The organism is Saccharothrix ecbatanensis (assembly GCF_014205015.1).
Lineage (GTDB): Bacteria > Actinomycetota > Actinomycetes > Mycobacteriales > Pseudonocardiaceae > Actinosynnema > Actinosynnema ecbatanense.
This window is the reverse complement of sequence record NZ_JACHMO010000001.1, coordinates 6,511,580-6,528,967: the sequence shown is the minus strand read 5'-3', so window position 1 is coordinate 6,528,967 and position 17,388 is coordinate 6,511,580. Positions and strand designations below refer to the sequence as shown.

The 17,388-nt window shown below is 70.3% G+C and carries 13 protein-coding genes; 9 read left to right on the top strand and 4 right to left on the bottom strand.

The features are described from left to right. Window positions 1–125: 125 nt before the first annotated feature. The 5 genes from mtrB (at window position 126) to secA (ending at window position 8,977) form a co-directional block, all read left to right on the top strand. On the top strand, window positions 126–1,865 hold the full coding sequence (gene mtrB / locus F4560_RS27875; protein ID WP_184924758.1) for an MtrAB system histidine kinase MtrB: 1,740 nt from the start codon (window positions 126–128) through the stop codon (window positions 1,863–1,865). After that, the gene (locus F4560_RS27870) at window positions 1,862–3,595 is read left to right on the top strand and encodes an LpqB family beta-propeller domain-containing protein (RefSeq protein ID WP_184924756.1); all 1,734 of its coding nucleotides are present in this window, start codon (window positions 1,862–1,864) and stop codon (window positions 3,593–3,595) included. Before mtrB ends, F4560_RS27870 begins: the two co-directional genes overlap by 4 nt. Before the next feature lie 136 nt (window positions 3,596–3,731). Beyond that, entirely contained in the window at window positions 3,732–4,352 is a 621-nt protein-coding gene (locus F4560_RS27865; RefSeq protein WP_184924754.1) for a ComF family protein, read from the top strand. A gap of 432 nt (window positions 4,353–4,784) precedes the next feature. Further along, complete coding sequence (gene hpf / locus F4560_RS27860) at window positions 4,785–5,474, top strand: ribosome hibernation-promoting factor, HPF/YfiA family (RefSeq protein WP_184924752.1); 690 nt, start codon at window positions 4,785–4,787, stop codon at window positions 5,472–5,474. 632 nt (window positions 5,475–6,106) lie between these two features. Further along, the gene (gene secA / locus F4560_RS27855; RefSeq protein ID WP_184929435.1) at window positions 6,107–8,977 is read left to right on the top strand and encodes a preprotein translocase subunit SecA; all 2,871 of its coding nucleotides are present in this window, start codon (window positions 6,107–6,109) and stop codon (window positions 8,975–8,977) included. Window positions 8,978–10,292: 1,315 nt separating this feature from the next. Here the strand turns inward: secA and F4560_RS46710 are convergent. Beyond that, the gene (locus F4560_RS46710) at window positions 10,293–10,682 is read right to left on the bottom strand and encodes an Rv3235 family protein (RefSeq protein ID WP_221483669.1); all 390 of its coding nucleotides are present in this window, start codon (window positions 10,680–10,682) and stop codon (window positions 10,293–10,295) included. A gap of 54 nt (window positions 10,683–10,736) precedes the next feature. Between F4560_RS46710 and F4560_RS27850 the strand changes: the two genes are divergently transcribed. Then, on the top strand, window positions 10,737–11,150 hold the full coding sequence (locus F4560_RS27850) for an HAD-IA family hydrolase (protein WP_184924750.1): 414 nt from the start codon (window positions 10,737–10,739) through the stop codon (window positions 11,148–11,150). Window positions 11,151–11,485: 335 nt separating this feature from the next. Here F4560_RS27850 and F4560_RS27845 read toward each other — a convergent pair whose 3' ends face one another. Next, window positions 11,486–12,235 (bottom strand): TrmH family RNA methyltransferase, encoded by a 750-nt coding sequence (locus F4560_RS27845; protein WP_184924748.1) that lies wholly within the window; start codon window positions 12,233–12,235, stop codon window positions 11,486–11,488. A gap of 64 nt (window positions 12,236–12,299) precedes the next feature. Here F4560_RS27845 and F4560_RS27840 point away from each other — a divergent pair, with 64 nt between their 5' ends. From F4560_RS27840 to F4560_RS27830, 3 genes are read left to right on the top strand one after another with little or no spacing between them, the layout of a single operon-like run. Then, window positions 12,300–12,971, top strand: coding sequence for a phosphotransferase (locus F4560_RS27840; RefSeq protein ID WP_184924746.1), 672 nt, complete (start codon window positions 12,300–12,302; stop codon window positions 12,969–12,971). Between the two features lie 10 nt (window positions 12,972–12,981). Next, the gene (locus F4560_RS27835) at window positions 12,982–14,358 is read left to right on the top strand and encodes a WS/DGAT/MGAT family O-acyltransferase (protein WP_184924744.1); all 1,377 of its coding nucleotides are present in this window, start codon (window positions 12,982–12,984) and stop codon (window positions 14,356–14,358) included. Continuing rightward, on the top strand, window positions 14,355–14,846 hold the full coding sequence (locus F4560_RS27830; RefSeq protein WP_184924742.1) for a DUF6912 family protein: 492 nt from the start codon (window positions 14,355–14,357) through the stop codon (window positions 14,844–14,846). The genes F4560_RS27835 and F4560_RS27830 overlap by 4 nt, the downstream gene beginning before the upstream one ends. 167 nt (window positions 14,847–15,013) lie before the next feature. On the opposite strand, the gene rsgA is transcribed toward F4560_RS27830, so the two are convergent. Together rsgA and aroA are read right to left on the bottom strand one after the other, a co-directional pair. Beyond that, a complete protein-coding gene (gene rsgA / locus F4560_RS27825) occupies window positions 15,014–16,024 on the bottom strand; it encodes a ribosome small subunit-dependent GTPase A (protein WP_184924740.1) in 1,011 nt (336 codons plus the stop codon). Between the two features lies 1 nt (window position 16,025). Then, complete coding sequence (gene aroA, locus F4560_RS27820; RefSeq protein WP_184924737.1) at window positions 16,026–17,306, bottom strand: 3-phosphoshikimate 1-carboxyvinyltransferase; 1,281 nt, start codon at window positions 17,304–17,306, stop codon at window positions 16,026–16,028. Window positions 17,307–17,388: the final 82 nt, after the last annotated feature.

Genomic DNA, 17,388 nt, shown 5'->3' with positions numbered 1-17,388 from the left:
GTTCGCGGCACATTTTCCGGCGATCACGCTTTTCGATCGTCGGAAAATAGGTCGCGAGCGGTCGACTTCCAGGCGACCGAGCCGCCGTCTGCGAAGCAGCGGCCATCCAGCACAGCAGCGGCAAGATGAAACGGCGCTGGCTCAGGCTCGTGGCGCGCGAGGTGCGCCGCGTGGTTGAGCGCGCGCGCCGCCAAGCGGTCTCCTTCGGTGAGCTCTGGCGGCGGTCGCTGCAACTGCGCGTCGTGGTGAGCACCCTCGCGCTGTCGTCCGCCGTGGTGTTCGTGCTCGGCATGGTCCTCCAGGTGCAGATCACCGGCCAGCTGCTGGAGACCAAGATCGAAGCGGCGCTCCGGCAGGCCGAGGCGAGCGCGGCGGCGATCCAGCCGGACCTGGCGGGTCTCAACCCCGGTCCGGACAGCGTGAAGACCCGCTTCACCGCCGCCCTGAACAAGATCAACACGTCCGGTGTCGACCTCGACCCGACCAGCTCCGGCGCGGGCGCGTTCGAACCGGTGCTCTACGACCCCGACCCGGCCGGCGTCGGCTCGGACGGCCTCCCTATCGCCGTCGGTGAGTACCGCGACGTGCCCGAGGGCCTGGTCAAGATGCTCGACCGGGGCAGCGCCGGCTACCAGATCACCACCGTCGCCCGGGAGACCGGCCCGACGACGCTGCTCGTCGTCGGCAAACCGGTTAACAGCTCCGCCCGCGCCATGCACCTCTACCTGCTGTTCCCGCTGACCAGCGAACAGGCCACCGCGGACGTCGTGCAGAGCACCCTCGTCATCGGCGGGCTGGCGTTGCTCCTGCTGCTCGCCCTCATCGCGAACCTGGTCACCCGGCAGGTCGTGCGGCCGGTGCGGCAGGCGGCCGAGATCGCCGAGCGGTTCGCCGACGGCAACCTCGACCAGCGGATGCCCGTGGTCGGCGAGGACGACGTGGCCCGGCTCGCCGAGTCGTACAACGAGATGGCCGCGAGCATCCAGCGGCAGATCCACCAGCTGGAGGAGTTCGGCCAGCTCCAACGCCGCTTCACCTCCGATGTCTCGCACGAGCTGCGCACGCCGTTGACGACCGTCCGGATGGCCGCGGACGTGCTGCACGCGTCCCGCGAGCAGTTCCCCGGCGGCCTGGCGCGCTCCACGGAGCTGCTGGTGGACGAGCTGGACCGGTTCGAATCGCTGCTCGGCGACCTGCTGGAGATCAGCCGCCTCGACGCGGGCGTGGAAGAGCTGGCCGCCGACCTGGTCGACATCCGCGTGCTGGCCCGGCGTGCCCACGACGCGGTGCGCGCGATCGCCAACAGCAGCGGCACGACGATCGTGATGGACCTGCCCGACGAGGAGGTCACCGCCGAACTGGACGCCCGCCGGGTCGAGCGGATCCTGCGGAACCTGCTGGCCAACGCCATCGACCACGGCGAGGGACTGCCGGTCGAGCTGAAGCTCCGCGGTGACGGCGAGGCGATCGCGGTGATCGTCCGGGACCGCGGCGTCGGCCTGCGCCCCGGTGAGGCCGAGCTGGTGTTCAACCGGTTCTGGCGCGCCGACCCGTCCCGCAACCGCCGCACCGGCGGCACCGGGCTCGGCCTGTCGATCAGCCTGGAGGACGCGCGGCTGCACGGCGGCTGGCTGGAGGCGTGGGGCGAACGCGGCCACGGCGCCGTGTTCCGGCTGACCCTGCCGTGCCGCCACGGCCACGAGCTGAAGTCCAGCCCGCTCCCGTTGGAACCGCCCGACCTGCCGCCCGTGGTCGAGTCGGAGGACGGCGAGGACCCGGCGGACGAGGTCGTCGAGCTGACCGAGGAGGAGATCACGTGGCAGCCCGCGCAACCCGTCACCGGCGAACGCGAGGAGGTCAGGTGAGGCTGTTCGCGCTGCTCCTGGCCGTGTGCGTCGCCTCGGGCTGCGCCGCCATCCCGACCGAGACGTCGCCGATCCCGGTCAACCCGTCGCCCGGCAACGCCAGTGAGGCCGCCGCGCCCAAACCGGTCGACGACATCGATCCGTTGACGCTGGTCCGCGAGTTCGTCAACGCCTCCGCCAACCCCGAGGACGACTACGAGGCGGCCAAGGCGTACCTGACGGAGGACGCGAAGAAGACCTGGAACACCAAGGTCATGCCGACGATCATCGAGACGACGTTCAACACCGTGCCGACGCCGAGCGTGACGGGGGACGACAAGCAGCGCATGGTGCTGCTCCAGGGCAGGAACGTCGGCCGGCTCCAGTTGGAGGACAACTCGTTCATCCAACTCGTCGGAGGTCTGGACACGCCGATCGGCATCGAGCGCAACAGCGAGAACCAGTGGCGCATCTCGAAGCCGCCGGACGGCATCTACGTGCCGTTGGGCGGGTTCCAGCAGAACTACCGCCGGGTGACGTTGTTCTTCCACAGCCCGGACTTCAGCGTGCTCGTGCCCGACCCGCGGTGGGTGGTCGCGGCGCCGTCGACGGAAATCCCGACCCGGGTGACGGACCTGCTGCTCAAGGGGCCCGCGGTGGGGATGCGCGGCGCGTTGACGACGGCCATCCCGAACGGCGCCGGGCAGCGCCGGAAGACGTCCGAAGCGAACGACGGCGCGCTGGAGGTGGACCTGACGAAAGTCGGCGACATCACGGTGCAGACCGGCAAGCAGATCGCGGCGCAGTTCGTGAAGTCGCTGGCGGGGGTGAGCAGCAGTCGGATCCGGGTGCTGGTCGAAGGCCAGCCGATCAACGCCGACCAGCCCGAGTGGCGGACCACGGACGTGCAGACCGGTGAGGCGCTGACCACGCCCAAGGCGGACCTCAACGGGCTGCTGGTGGGCAACGGGCGGGTCCAGCAGATGAACGGCGAACCGCTGCCGGGGCCCGCCGGTTCGGGCGAGTACCAGGTGGTCAGCGCGGCGCAGTCGATGGACGGCAGTCAGCTGGCCGTGGTGGGCCGGGTGGCGGAGAACTCCGTCCGGCTGCGGGTCGGTGCGCTGGCCGGGCCGTTGGGCGAGGTGGAACTGCCCGCGGCCACGATGACCAGGCCGACGTGGCTGCTCAGCGGGCGGCAGGGCGAGCCGAGCACCGAGGTGTGGACGGTGGTCGACGGCGTCAACGTGGTGCGCGTGATCAAGACCGAGAGCGGGTGGACGGCGAACGCGGTGAACGCGTCGGAGCTGGCCGTGCTCGGCGGCGGCATCACGGAGCTGCGGCTGTCGCGTGACGGCACGCGGGTGGCGGCGGTCGTGGGCGGGAAGCTCGTGGTGGCGGCGGTGGTGCGTGGGCAGGACACGGCGGTGTCGCTGCGGTCGCCGCGCAACCTCCGGTCGGCCGAGCTGGGCGCCAGCGCGGTGTCGCTGGACTGGCTGGCGCAGGACGTGGTGGTGGTGAGCACGTCGCTGCCGGCGTGGCCGATCGCCAAGGTCAACATCGACGGGGTGCGGATCGAGCGGTACAGCACGTCGAATCTGACCGTGCCGGTGAACTCGGTGACGGCCGCGCCTGGTCGGAACGTGCTGGCGGTGGACCAGAGCGGCCTGTGGAGCGCCAGTGACGTGGGCGACGTGTGGCGTGCGTCCGCGACCAAGGTGCAGCCGGGCACGCGGGCGTTCTACCCGGGCTGAGGTCGTCTCGTCGGCTGACGGTTGTCGGCTCGCTTGTCGGCTCTCGCTTGTCGGCTTGAGCTTCACCCGATCGAGAATTCCGCACAGCTCCCCGATAGGCCCTGGATTGTCGGGGGTCGCCGGCATGGTCGTGACCATGCTGATCAACCTGCTGTTCCCGCCCCGCTGTCCCGGCTGCGGCACCTGGGGCGTGCGGCTGTGCGCCCGTTGCCTGGCCCTGTTCGGGCTTCCGATACGCGTTCCCGGTGTCGGGCCGCCGGTGTACGCGTTGGCCGCGTACGCGGGTGCGGCGCGCGAGTTGGTGCTCGCGTTCAAGGAGCGCGGGCGTCGGGAACTCGCGGCCGTGTTCGGCGCGTTGATCGCCGCCGCACTTCCCCGATTGCCCGGTGTGGGGTCGGATCCGTGGCTGGTGCCCGCGCCTTCCCGCGCGTCCGCCGCCCGTGCCCGCGGCGGTTCCCACGTGCTGAGAATGGCACGTGCGTCCGGCTTTTCCGTGGCGCCCGCACTCGCATTCACGAAAGGTGTTCGTGATTCGGTGAAGCTCGACGCGGCGTCCCGGCAGGCGAATCTGGCCGGTCGCGTCCGGCTCGTTCCAGGCGGTCTACCGCCACCCGGAGCGGGGCTTGTCCTGCTGGACGACGTGGTGACCACGGGATCGACGGCAGCCGCGTGCGTTTCGGTGTTGAAAACCGGGGGATACCGGGTATCCGCCGTGCTCACGCTGACAACAGCCCGCCGCCGTCACCCACGCGGGTGAAACATGCCGGGAACCTCTCGGCACGTTCGCCCGTTGGCCGGATATGACGTCCCCACCACGGCCGTTCGCCGTAGTCGCTCTGGCGACAGGTGACCGCGCCGAGCTGGGCCGTTCGGGTGAGCGGCCGTCAGCGGGGCGTCTCAGCGTGCGCGCGCGACGCATAGCTGGTACCGGTTTCTCGTCGCTCTGTGTCACTGCTGGAAATTCTTGGAGTTCCCCCGCCCCGGGGGGTGTCGCGGCGGCGAATACCGGGCTAACGTGCACCGCTATCAGCGTTCCCGGCACGCGGGGAGGAGGCGAACAGCCCATGACCCTGGCGCCGGTGGGGCGCTGAGGGACCACCCTCAGCGACAAAGTCCGCGACCATGATCGCGAATCCGGCGCCCAAGCGATCCAAAGCCATTGCTCGCAGCAAAGCGAGGGAGGTCGTGTATGGACATCGTCGTTAAGGGCCGCAATGTCGAGGTGCCCGATCACTATCGGGTTCACGTAGCCGACAAGCTGACGCGGCTTGAGCGTTACGACCGCAAGGTCATCCGCTTTGACGTGGAGCTCTTCCACGAGCCGAACCGCCGGCAGTCCAAGAACTGCCAGCGTGTGGAAATCACCGGCAAGGGACGCGGCCCGGTGATTCGCGCCGAAGCGTGTGCGGGCGACTTCTACGCCGCCCTGGACTCCGCGGTCACGAAGCTCGAGAACCGGTTGCGGCGCTCGCATGACCGCAGGCGCGTGCACCACGGGCGACGCGGCCCAACGTCGGTCGCCGAGGCGACCAGTGGACTCGCGGACACTCTGCCCCTCGGCCCCGAACACGACGCCCAGACGCAGGGCAAGTGGTTCGGCCGGACTGCCGTGCTGGAAGCGGACGAGTCGGAACCCGCGGACGAGGGCATGGCGGAAGTGCCCTCGCAGCGCTGGGAAGACGGCATCGAGGACAGCCTGCCCGGCCAGATCGTGCGCGAGAAAGAGCACACGGCCAAGCCGATGACCGTCGACCAGGCTCTCTACGAGATGGAACTGGTCGGCCACGACTTCTACCTGTTCTCCGACGCGGACAGCGGACGTCCGAGCGTCGTCTACCGCCGAAAGGGATTCGACTACGGCGTGATCAGGCTCGCCTGACCACGGTCCCCCTCACTAGACCCTCGCAGCCCCGGCGTCTTGCCCGCCGGGGCTGTGCTTATTTGCCGCTGCTCCGCAGACGGCGGCTCGGTCGCCTGGCTGAGTCCGATTAGCCGCTCCGCGGCAGGCAGACCGCTCGCGACCCGTTTCCGACGATCGAAGGGCGTGATCGCCGGAAACGGGCCGCGAACGATCGACGCGACCTCGCGTGGTGGTCGCCTTGGGGGCGGTGGACGTTCCGGGGGGCTCCACATCGGGTGCGAGATCGGGTGCGAGGGCCTCCACATCGGGTGAATCTTCTGGATCTGGTGGGTGCCCGGCGGCGGCGCGTCCTGGGTCGTGAGCCCGTGCTGGGTGCGTCGGTCCGGTGGCGCTTGGGCTCTTGACCGGTTTGGGGGCGTGATCTTGGTGGCGAGTGCGTGTGGCCGTGTTGGGGGCGTTGGGGGTGCCCCCGGAGGGCTCACGGGGGGCCGTTACGCGGGTTTCGCACCCCTTCCTACCTGTGTCTGTGCACACACCTTCACGACTTGCCTACGATGGTCGGTGGTGAAGGCTCGCCATGGCCGTGGTGAGCCCTGTGGAAGGCGCCCGTCCCCCGGGCGCGTCGCGATGAGGTAATGAGGTCGACCCGGATGGTGCTGTCCCGACTGCTCCGCGCTGGCGAGGGCAAGATGCTCAAGCGCCTGCGCAACATCGCAGCGCACATCAACAACCTCGAAGACGATGTCGTCGACCTCTCCGATGCGGAGCTGCGCGCGAAGACGGAGGAGTTCCGTCAGCGTTACGCCGACGGCTGGACCCTCGACGACCTGCTGCCGGAGGCCTTCGCGGTCGTCCGTGAGGGCGCCAAGCGCACCCTCGGCCAGCGGCCGTTCGACGTCCAGCTGATGGGCGGCGCCGCGCTGCACCTCGGTCAGATCGCCGAGATGCGCACCGGTGAGGGCAAGACGTTGACCTCCGTGCTGCCCGCCTACCTGAACGCCCTGGCGGGCGAGGGCGTGCACGTCGTCACGACGAACGACTACCTGGCCAAACGTGACGCCGACTGGATGGGCCGCATCCACCGGTTCCTGGGCCTGACCGTCGGCGCGATCCTGTCGGAGATGACGCCCGAGCAGCGTCGGATCGCCTACAACGCCGACATCACGTACGGCACGAACAACGAGTTCGGCTTCGACTACCTGCGCGACAACATGGCGTGGAGCCGTGACGAGATGGTCCAGCGGGGCCACTTCTTCGCGCTGGTCGACGAGGTCGACTCGATCCTGATCGACGAGGCCCGCACGCCGCTGATCATCTCGGGCCCGGCCGACCAGTCGTCGCGCTGGTACGTCGAGTTCGCGCGGCTGGCCACGCGGATGCGCAAGGACACCCACTACGAGGTGGACGAGCGCAAGCGCACGATCGGCGTCACCGAGGTCGGCGTGCAGTTCGTCGAGGACCAGCTCGGCATCGACAACCTGTACGACTCGACCAACACGCCGCTGGTCGGCTACTTCCAGAACGCGATCAAGGCGAAGGAACTGTTCACCAAGGACAAGGACTACATCGTCCGCAACGGTGACGTCATGATCGTCGACGAGTTCACCGGCCGCGTGCTGGCGGGACGTCGCTACAACGAGGGCATGCACCAGGCGATCGAGGCCAAGGAAGGCGTCGAGATCAAGGCGGAGAACCAGACCCTCGCCACGATCACGTTGCAGAACTACTTCCGGCTGTACGAGAAGCTCGGCGGCATGACCGGTACCGCCGAGACCGAGGCGGCGGAGTTCCACCAGACCTACAAGCTCGGCGTGACGCCGATCCCGACCAACCGCCCGATGCAGCGAAAGGACGAGGCCGACCTGGTCTACAAGACCGAGGAGGCCAAGTTCGACGCCGTCGCCGACGACATCGCCGAGCGGCACGAGAAGGGCCAGCCGGTGCTGGTCGGCACGACGAGCGTCGAGCGGTCGGAGTACCTGTCGAAGCTGCTGGTCAAGAGGGGCATCCCGCACGAGGTGCTGAACGCGAAGCACCACGACCGCGAGGCGCTGATCATCGCGAAGGCCGGCCGCAAGGGCGGCGTCACGGTGGCCACCAACATGGCCGGCCGCGGTACGGACATCGTGCTGGGCGGTAACCCGGACATCCTCGCCGACCACGAGCTGCGCGAGCGTGGCCTGGACCCGGTGGAGAACCCGGAGGAGTACGAGGCCGCCTGGGCGAAGCTGATCGAGGAGATCAGCGACGAGGTCAAGGCCGAGGCCGAGGAGGTCCGCGCGGCCGGTGGCCTGTACGTGCTGGGCACCGAGCGGCACGAGTCGCGGCGGATCGACAACCAGCTGCGCGGTCGTTCCGGCCGTCAGGGTGACCCGGGCGAGTCGCGGTTCTACCTGTCGCTGAAGGACGAGCTGATGCGCCGCTTCAACGCGGCCATGGTCGAGACGGTGATGACCCGGCTGAAGGTGCCGGACGACGTGCCGATCGAGCACAAGATGGTCACCCGGGCCATCCGCAGCGCGCAGACGCAGGTCGAGCAGCAGAACTTCGAGATCCGCAAGAACGTGCTCAAGTACGACGAGGTGATGAACGAGCAGCGCAAGGTGATCTACGCCGAGCGCCACCGCGTGCTCGACGGTGAGGACCTGCGTGAACAGGTCGAGCACATGATCACCAGCGTGGTCGGCGCGTACGTCGACGGCGCGACGTCCGACGGTTACGCCGAGGACTGGGACCTCGACCAGCTGTGGACTGCGCTCAAGACGCTGTACCCGATCACGCTCGACCCGAAGAAGCTGCTCGAAGAAGAGGACGACGTCACCCGCGAGTCGTTGAGGGCGAAGCTGGAGGCCGACGCCCTGGCCGCGTACGAGGCGCGCGAGGCCGACATCGACGGCCGCGTCGGGCCGGGTGCCATGCGTGAGCTGGAGCGCCGCGTCCTGCTGTCCGTCCTGGACCGCAAGTGGCGTGAGCACCTGTACGAGATGGACTACCTGAAGGAGGGCATCGGCCTGCGGGCGATGGCCCAGCGCGACCCGCTGATCGAGTACCAGCGGGAAGGGTTCGACATGTTCAACGCCATGCTGGAGGCGTTGAAGGAGGAGACGGTCGGCTTCCTGTTCAACCTCCAGGTCGAAGCCGCCGAGCCGCAGCCCGCCGCCGAGCCGCCGGTCCAGGTGTCGATCGCCAACGGCGGCCCGCTGGCAGGTAGCCGGGCCCGAGCCCGAGCAGCCGCCGCCGCTGCCGCGGAGCAGCAGTCGGACGCCAACCAGGCTCCCGCAGGTCCGGCCCTGGCACAGCTCCAAAGCGGCAGCGCAATCCCGCCAGCGCTGCGCGGGAAGGGTCTGGACGGTCGGGGCCAGCAGGGCCTGACCTACTCGGGCCCGTCGGAGTCCGGTGATGCCGAGACCAGCGGCAACGCCGCCCAGCAGGCCGGTGGAGGCCAGGCAGGCACCCGCAAGGAGCGCCGCGCCGCAGCCCGAGCCCAGGCCAAGGGCCAACGCAAGGGCCCACGCGAGTAACACCAGAACGACACGTGAAGCGGGGTGCCGGCCTTTGGTCGGCACCCCGCTTCACGTTCACGCCCAATGGCGCCCAGTCGCCCACTCGCCCAATCCAGCCGACCAACCCGAGAGCCGACCCGAGCCGACCACCAGACTCAGCCGACCGACCAGACGTGCCGACCGACCAGACGTGCCGACCGACCAGACGCAGCCGATCCACCCGCCGACGCCCGCCCGCCACTCCCATCCACAGGCACGCCTCGCACCCTCGCACCCAGCGGCACCGATCCGGCCCCGTACCCAGCGGCGCTGATCCGCACCGATCCGACTGCCCGCGCCCACCGTCCCGCGCCGCCTCGCACGGCCCCGCGCCGTCCGCTCCCGCCCATCCGCGCCTGGCCGCCCCCAGTCGCGTCCGTGCCCAACTCGCTCGCGCCTGGCCGCACCCCGTCCGCACTTGCCACGCCGGCCCGCCGCAGGCAACGGCCCGCCGCGCCGGACACCCACCCCCCTACATCACCGCCTGCCCGCGCCCGGTCCCCGACCATCCGCGCTTGCCTGCGCTTGCCTGCGCTTGCCTGCGCTCGCCTGCGCGTGCCTGCGCCGCCGGTCCTCTCCGCGCTGACGGCGCTGCCGGCCTCTCCGCGCTGCCATCGGCCGCAGCCAGCACCACACCGCGCGTTCCCGCGCCCGTCCGCCCCGACGCACCGGTCCGCCCCCGCCGTACACGTCCGCGCTGCCGCTGCGGCCCACCGCTGGCACCGCGCCCGCATCACCGCTCATCCGCACTTGACGATGTGGCACGGCTTGGCTGGCCTGGCCGCTGTGGTGGCGGGTTTCGGGGTGAGGGCCTTGGAGGGCAGGGGTGTTGCGGGCATGTCGGGCTGCTTGGGCGTGGCGGGCGCGGCCGGGCTGGTGGTTCCGGGAGGGGTAGGTCCAGTCCGATGGCTGTGCAGCGGTCGGGCTGCGGCTGCGGCTGCGGCTGCGGGCTGCTGGTGCGGGCGGCGGGCGGCGGGTGGCGGGTGGCGGCGGGTGGGGTGGTGGCTGGCGGGTTTAGGGGCGGCTGGGTGTCGGGCGTGGGTGTTGGGGTGGCTGGTGTCGGGAGTGAGTGGTGGGTGTTGGGGGTGTGGAGTTGTGGTCGGGGTGGTTCGCGGCTCGGTCTAATCAACCGATGTGCGGTAACAGTGTTTCCGTACATTTTCGCGGTATTGCCACCCGATCGTGTTAGTGGTGGGCGGTGCGGGGCCGGGTGGTGAGGGTTGGGTTTGTGGTTGCCCGGCCCCGCGACGGCAGATGGCGGTCGGATGGCGGTCAGATGGCAGTCATATCGCGGTTAGGGGAGTAGGTGGAATTCGGTGCAGTGCCAGCGTGAGTTCCGGCGTTCCACCCTCGCTGCGAAGGCTCGGACTTTTGTCGGCATGTGCAGCGTGCCCGCGAGTTCCGCCGCATCCGCCGAAACGTGACACAGGCGGTAACGGCCCAGGCGCGCATGGGTCCGGGTGGTGGCTCCGGTCAGGCTGGTCAGGGCATCCGGCGCGAAGCTGGCCGCCAGTTGACGTGGTGGCCGCCGCCCATTCAGGGCTTCTATCAGCGGAAACAGGAAGCGGCGGGGGTCGAGGGTTGCATCAGCTGCCGTCAGAGCGCTGAACGGCGGCGGGGGTTCGGTCGGCAGGTGCTGGGTGGTGGACCTGGTCGACGACAGCGTGCGCAGTTGAGGTGGCATGCTGAACCGAGAGCGAACAGCCGGAGTTGCGTACCAAGATCACCTGATGGAGGCATGGTGCGGGGACTGGTGCTGGACTTCGGTGGCGTGCTGACCGACCTGGGCGACGACCACACCGCGATCGAACCGCCCCTGCTCACGGCCACCCGCCAGGCCCGCCACCAGGGCATCCTCACCGCCGTCCTCTCCAACGCCGACGGCCTGTGGCGTCCCCCGATCGAGTGGTCGCCCCTGTTCGACGTGGTGATCACCTCCGGCGACGTGGGCCTGGCCAAGCCCGACCGCCGCATCTACCTCCTCGCCGCCGCACGCCTCGGCCTCCCCGCGCACGAATGCGTTTTCGTGGACGACCTGGCAGTCAACGTCCGGGGCGCGGCTGCCGCCGGAATGGTCGGTGTGCACCACCAGTCCGTGCAATCCACTCTCGAGGAACTGGAAACTCTGCTCCAAGTCCCTCTCCAGAGTTAATCGGTCACTAACGGCCACCGAAGATCCACCCGCGCGGTGAATTGCTGGTACTCCGATTCCCCCGTACGTTCTAGACGTTTACCGACGACCCACCAGACGAGACAAATGGCGGGCACAAGCCGCGGTTCCGCATCCGACGCGTCACGAGCGGCGTGGGTGTGGGGCATTGAGGGCTGACCGGGACGGGCCTGTGTCGACGGGTACCGCGTTCGGGTGGCTGTGGTGAGCCACTGGTCAGCCGGTTAGGCAGCGCGGGTATCGGAGCGGCCCTCCGGTGCCCGCGCTGCGCCTCAACAAGCCAAAAACAAGCCACCAACAAGCGACGAGCAAAGAGCTCAGCGGGTGGTTCGGCGGCGTACGACCTCGAAGCACAGCACGGCCGCCGCACTGGCCACGTTCAGCGACTCGACCCCCGCCGCCATCGGGATGGACAGCCACCCGGTCACGTGCGGCCGCACGTCGTCCGAGATGCCCGCCGACTCACTCCCCAGCACGAACGCGGCCCGCGCCGGCAGGTCCGCCGAGTACACCGACTGCCGGGCGTTCGCGTCGAGCGCGTAGATCGGGTAACCGGCGCCACGCAGCGAAGCGGCAGCCTCGGCCGCCGTCGCACACCGCAGCACCGGAGCCCGGAACGCCACCCCGGCCGACGCCTTCACCACCATCGGGTCGATCGACGCCACCCCCCGACGCGGCACCACGATGCCGTCCATCCCGGCGGCCGTCGCGGTCCGCAGGATCATCCCGACGTTCGCCGGCGTGGTGATCCCGTCGAGCACCAGCACGTTCCGCGGGTTCTCGCGCAGCCCCAGCTCGAGCGGACGCATCCGGGGCGCGACCACGTCGGCCAGCACGCCCTGGTCCTGCTTCCCGTTCCCGGCCAGCACCTTGACCCGCTGCGCCGTCGCCCGCTGGACCTGGACGCCCCGGCGGTTCGCCGCGTCCAGGATCTCCCGGGCGGCCGGACCGCGCGCCGTGTCGGCCAGCACGACCTTGTCGACTTCGAGCCGCGGGTCGTCGAGCGCTTCCAGCACGGGCTTGCGGCCGTACACGGTGACGAACCTGTCCTTGGGTGACACATCCACGCCGCTCAGTGTCCACTACCCGATTGGGGCTTGTTTTCGCGCTGTCAATCATGATGATCGTCACATGGCAACGCGCGACGAGGCGCATCGTCTGCTGGCCAGTGGCCGGGAGGCGGACGTCTACCTCCGTCCCGACGGTCTGCTGGTCAAGCGCAGCCGTGCGGGCCGCGACCTCGGGCCCGAAGCCGAGCTGATGCGGTACCTGCACCGGCACGGCATACCGGTGCCGAGGGTGGCGGACGCCTCGGAGAGCGACCTGGTGATGGAGTACGTCCCCGGTCCGCGCATGTCGCAGGAGCTGGACGCCAAACCGTGGCGCGCGGGTGCGCTGGGCCGTGAGCTGGCCGAACTGCACCGCAAGCTGGACGCCGTGCCACCGCCCGCGTTCCTCGACGGGCAGGGCTTCAACGTGCTGCACCTCGACCTGCACCCCGGCAACGTGGTGATGGGCCCGGAGGGCGCGGTGGTGGTCGACTGGGCCAGCGCGCGCAAGGGCGACCGGAAGATCGACGTCGCCATGAGCTGGCTGGCGATCGCGGTGGCGCCGCTGCGGCCGGTCAAGCGGCTGGCCCGATCACGGCTGGTGCGCGGGTTCCTGTCGGGCGTGGACGTCTCGGTGCGGGTCGACGCACGTCGGGCCATGGGTACCGCGGCGGAGATCCGGCTCGCCCGGCACAAGCGGGACGAAGCCGAGGTCAACGCCGTGCGCAGGCTCGTGCGCGCCTGCACCGACTAGCCTGGTCCGCATGCCCGACCGCTTGTCCGCGCTGGACGCCTCGTTCCTGTACCTGGAGGACTCCACGACGCCGATGCACGTCGGTGGGGTGGCGGTGTTCCGCCGACCGCGCACCCGGTTCGACTACGACCGGCTGGTCGACCTGATCGAGCAGCGGCTGTCGCTGGTGCCCCGGTACCGGCAGAAGGTCGTGCACGTGCCCGGACGGCTGGCCCGGCCGGTGTGGGTGGACGACCCGGACTTCGACGTGACGTACCACGTGCGGCGGTCGGCGTTGCCGAAACCGGGCAGCGACCAGCAGTTGCACGACCTCGTCGCGCGGCTGATGTCCCGGCCGCTCGACCACACCCGGCCGCTGTGGGAGATCTACCTGGTCGAGGGCCTGGCCCGGAACCGGACCGCGGTGATCACCAAGACGCACCAGGCGATGGTGTCGGGGATCGGGGCGCCGGAGATCGGGCAGGTGATCCTGGACGTGTCCGCCACGCCCCGGCCGCCGGTGGAGGCGCTGTGGATGCCGTCGCCGGAGCCGAGCGGGTTGCAGTTGGTGGTGGACGCGGTGGCCGAGGCCGTGCAGCGGCCCGGTGAGGTCGTGGAGAACGTCCGGTCGGCGGCGATGGACACGGTGGAGACGGTGCGGAAGGTCGCCGGGGTGTTCGGCGGGTTGGCGTCCGCGGTGCGCACCGCCGTCACACCCGCGCCCGGCAGCCCGTTGAACGTCCGGATCTCGCCGCAGCGGCGGTTCGCGGTGGCGCGCACCCGGTTGGACGAGTTCCGCGAGATCCGGCGGGTGCACGGCGGCACGGTGAACGACGGCGTGCTGGCGGCGTTGTCGGGCGCGATGCGGAACTGGCTGCTGTCGCGCGGCGAGGTCGTGACGGCGGGGACCACGATCCGGGCGATGGCGCCGATGTCGGTGCGCAGCGACGAGACGCTGGTGTCGGCGTACCTGGTGGACCTGCCGGTGGGGGAGCCGAACCCGGTCGTGCGGCTGCACCACGTGTCGCACGCGACGCGTGCCCACCAGGAGTCGGGGCAGTCGGTGGCGGCCCAGACGTTGGTGCGGTTCTCGGGCTTCGCGCCGCCGACTTTGCACGCGTTGGGCGCGCGGGCGGCGTCGTCGTTCTCACGGCGGTTGTTCAACGTCGTGGTGACGAACGTGCCGGGGCCGCAGGTCCCGCTGTACGCGGCGGGGGCGAAGATGATCGAGATGTTCCCGGTTGTGCCGTTGGCGAAGAACCAGGCGTTGTCGATCGGCGTGACGTCTTATGACGGTGGCGTGTACTTCGGCCTGAACGCCGACCGTGACGCCATGTCCGATGTGGACGTGTTGGCGGCGATGGTCGAGGAGTCGGTGGAGGAACTGATGGGAACGGTGTCCACATGAGGGTGTACCTCCCGGCGACCGTCGCGATGTTGCGCGACTTGGTGGACACGGGCGAGTTCGTGCCGGTGGGCGGTACGGGGTTCGCCCTGACGCCCGCGCTGCGCGAGTCCTACGCGACCGGCGACACGGAGGAGTTGGAGTACTCGGCGATGCTCGACGCCGCTCGCGGTTCGCTGCGGCTGATCGCGGGTGACGAGAAGGCGGTGCCACGGCGGGCGGTGGTCTCGGTGGACGTGGAGGACGCGAAGCTGCGGCCGGACCTGGACTTCTCGGTGGTGAAGCTGTCGGGGCCGGTGCCGATGAAGCTGGTGGCCGCGATCCACTTGGACACGTTGGAGGCCGAGGAGGACGTGCGTGCGGCTGCGGACGTGATCGACGCGGCGGACATGGGTGATCCGGACGCGGAGTTCGCGTTGGGCGGGGCCGAGGACCACGAGTTGGCCTGGTACGCGGCGCAGGAGCTGCCGTTCCTGCTGGAGCTGATGTAGCCGCAGGTTCGTTCGATCCCAGCCCGCGCCCGGCGTCACTTGCCCGGCGCGGGCTGCCTCCGTGAACCCATCGCGCGTTCTGAGCGTTGAATTCGGGGGTCCTGAACGTAGGACACGGTGGTCCTGAAGGTACGACTCGCGCGTTCTGAACGTAGGACTCGCGGGGGTTAGTCGTATTCCTCCAGTTTGCTGCGGGACTCCAGGAGGCGGCGGAGGGATTCGAGGCGGCCGGGGGAGGCTTCGCCGGTGCGGACGAGTTCGTCGAGCATGCAGTCCGGGTCGTCGGGCGGGCCCTGGTGGTTGCAGCCGGGCGGGCACTCCTCGGCCATCGCCTTCATGTCCGGGAACGAGCCGACGATGTCGTCGGGCGTGATGTGCGCGAGCCCGAACGAGCGGATGCCCGGCGTGTCCACGGCCCAGCCACCCTCGGGCAGCGGAAGCGCGACGGTCTGGGTGGACGTGTGCCGGCCCTTGCCCACGCCGCTGACCACACCCACGGCCCGGTGGGCGTCCGGCACCAGCTTGTTCACCAAGGTCGACTTGCCCACCCCCGAGTGCCCGATCAACGCGGACAGCCGGTTCACCAGCCGGGCGCGCAGCTCCTCCGGGTACTCGTCGGAACGCGTCACCACGACCGGCAGCGACAGTTCGGCGTACGCGGCGAGCAGCTCGTCCGGTGGGGCCAGGTCGGACTTCGTCAAGCACAGCAACGGTTCCAGCCCACCCGCGTACGCGGCGACCAGGCAGCGGTCGATGAAACCGCGGCGCGGCTGCGGGTCCGCCAACGCCGACACGATCACCAGCTGCCCGGCGTTGGCCACCACCACCCGCTCGAACGGGTCGTTGTCGTCCGCCGTCCGCCGCAGCACGCTCCGCCGCTCGTCCACCCGCACGATCCGGGCCAACGTGTCCGGCTGACCGGACGTGTCGCCGACCAGGCCGACGTTGTCGCCCACCACGACCGGCGTGCGGCCCAGCTCCCGTGCCCGCATGGCGATGACCAGCCGGTTCGGGTCGCCGTCCATCGCGCACGTCCACCGGCCGCGGTCCACCCCGACGACCATGGCGGGCACCGCGTCCGCGTGCTCCGGCCGGCGCTTGCTGCGCGGCCGGGTCCCCTTGCCCGGCCGCACCCGCACGTCGGACTCGTCCAGTCGCCGCCAGTCGCCGCGTGTCACGTCAGCGCGTCCCGTGCATCGACGTCCCCAGCATCGTTGTCCACATCCCGGGGAAGTCCGGGATCGTCTTGGTCGTAGACCCGATGTCGTCCACGGACACGCCCTCCACCACCAGCCCGATGATCGCGCCCGCGGTCGCCATGCGGTGGTCCGCGTACGCCTGCCACACCTCACCGCGCAACGGTCGCGGCGTGATGACCAGGCCGTCGTCGGTCTCCTCCGCCTGGCCGCCCAACCGGTTGATCTCGGTGACGAGCGCGGCGATCCGGTCCGTCTCGTGGCCGCGGATGTGCGCGACGCCGCGGATCCGGGTCGGGCCGGTGGCGAGCGCCGCCAAGGCCGCCACGGTCGGCGTCAGCTCGCTCTCGTCCTTGAGGTCCACGTCCACGCCGACCAGCTTCTCGGGACCCGACAACGTCAGACCGGCGTCCGTGAGCGTTACCGCGCAACCCATGCGCTCGAACAGGTCGCGTGCCGCGCCGCCGGGCTGGGTGGTCCGCGCGGGCCAGCCGGGGATGGTCACCTCGCCGCCCGTCACGGCCGCCGCCGCGAGGAACGGCGTGGCGTTGGACAGGTCCGGCTCGACGTGCCAGTCGCGGCCCGTGATGGCGCCCGGCTCGACCCGCCACTCGTTGGGCGACGCGTCGTCCACGACGACACCTGCTTCGCGCAGCATCGCCACGGTCATCTCGATGTGGGGCATCGAGGGCAGGGGCTTCCCGTCGTGCCGCACGGTCACGCCGCTCTCGTAACGCGCGCCCGACAGCAGCAGCCCGGACACGAACTGGGACGACGCCGACGCGTCGATGGTGACCACACCGCCGGCCACCCCGCCCTTGCCGTGCAGCGTGAACGGCAGCGAACCGCCCTCCACGTCGGCGCCCAACGCCCGCAGCGCGTCCAGGATCGTGGTCATCGGACGGGTCCGCGCGTGGGGGTCCCCGTCGAACGTGACGTCGCCGACGGCCAGCGCCGCGGCGGGCGGCAGGAAGCGCATGACGGTGCCCGCCAGCCCGCAGTCGACCTGCGCCGGACCGCGCATCGCACCGGGTGTGACCAGCCACGACCCGTCCGGGCCGTCGGCGAATCCGACGCCGAGGGACTGGAGCCCGGCGGCCATCAGGTTGGTGTCACGGCTGCGCAAAGGGGCGTGCACGGTGGACGCGCGGTCGGCCAGGGCGGCCAGCACGAGCGCCCGGTTGGTGATCGACTTTGAACCGGGCACGGGTACCGTCGCGTGGACAGGGCCGTGGGCGGTGGGAGCGGACCACTGCTGAGTCATGGCCCGATGATTCCGCATCGGGTGGTCGACAGGTCGCACCGGGCCTTCCGACGTGCGACGATGGCGACCCGGACTAGATCGT

What these genes read in the sequence shown, in the direction of transcription:
- mtrB (WP_184924758.1), top strand. Translation starts at nt 126, where the DNA reads ATGAAACGGCGCTGGCTCAGGCTCGTGGCGCGCGAGGTGCGCCGCGTG.
- F4560_RS46710 (WP_221483669.1), bottom strand. Translation starts at nt 10,682, where the DNA reads ATGCCACCTCAACTGCGCACGCTGTCGTCGACCAGGTCCACCACCCAG.
- F4560_RS27865 (WP_184924754.1), top strand. Translation starts at nt 3,732, where the DNA reads ATGCTGATCAACCTGCTGTTCCCGCCCCGCTGTCCCGGCTGCGGCACC.
- secA (WP_184929435.1), top strand. Translation starts at nt 6,107, where the DNA reads ATGGTGCTGTCCCGACTGCTCCGCGCTGGCGAGGGCAAGATGCTCAAG.
- F4560_RS27830 (WP_184924742.1), top strand. Translation starts at nt 14,355, where the DNA reads ATGAGGGTGTACCTCCCGGCGACCGTCGCGATGTTGCGCGACTTGGTG.
- F4560_RS27850 (WP_184924750.1), top strand. Translation starts at nt 10,737, where the DNA reads ATGGTGCGGGGACTGGTGCTGGACTTCGGTGGCGTGCTGACCGACCTG.
- aroA (WP_184924737.1), bottom strand. Translation starts at nt 17,306, where the DNA reads ATGACTCAGCAGTGGTCCGCTCCCACCGCCCACGGCCCTGTCCACGCG.
- F4560_RS27835 (WP_184924744.1), top strand. Translation starts at nt 12,982, where the DNA reads ATGCCCGACCGCTTGTCCGCGCTGGACGCCTCGTTCCTGTACCTGGAG.
- F4560_RS27840 (WP_184924746.1), top strand. Translation starts at nt 12,300, where the DNA reads ATGGCAACGCGCGACGAGGCGCATCGTCTGCTGGCCAGTGGCCGGGAG.
- hpf (WP_184924752.1), top strand. Translation starts at nt 4,785, where the DNA reads ATGGACATCGTCGTTAAGGGCCGCAATGTCGAGGTGCCCGATCACTAT.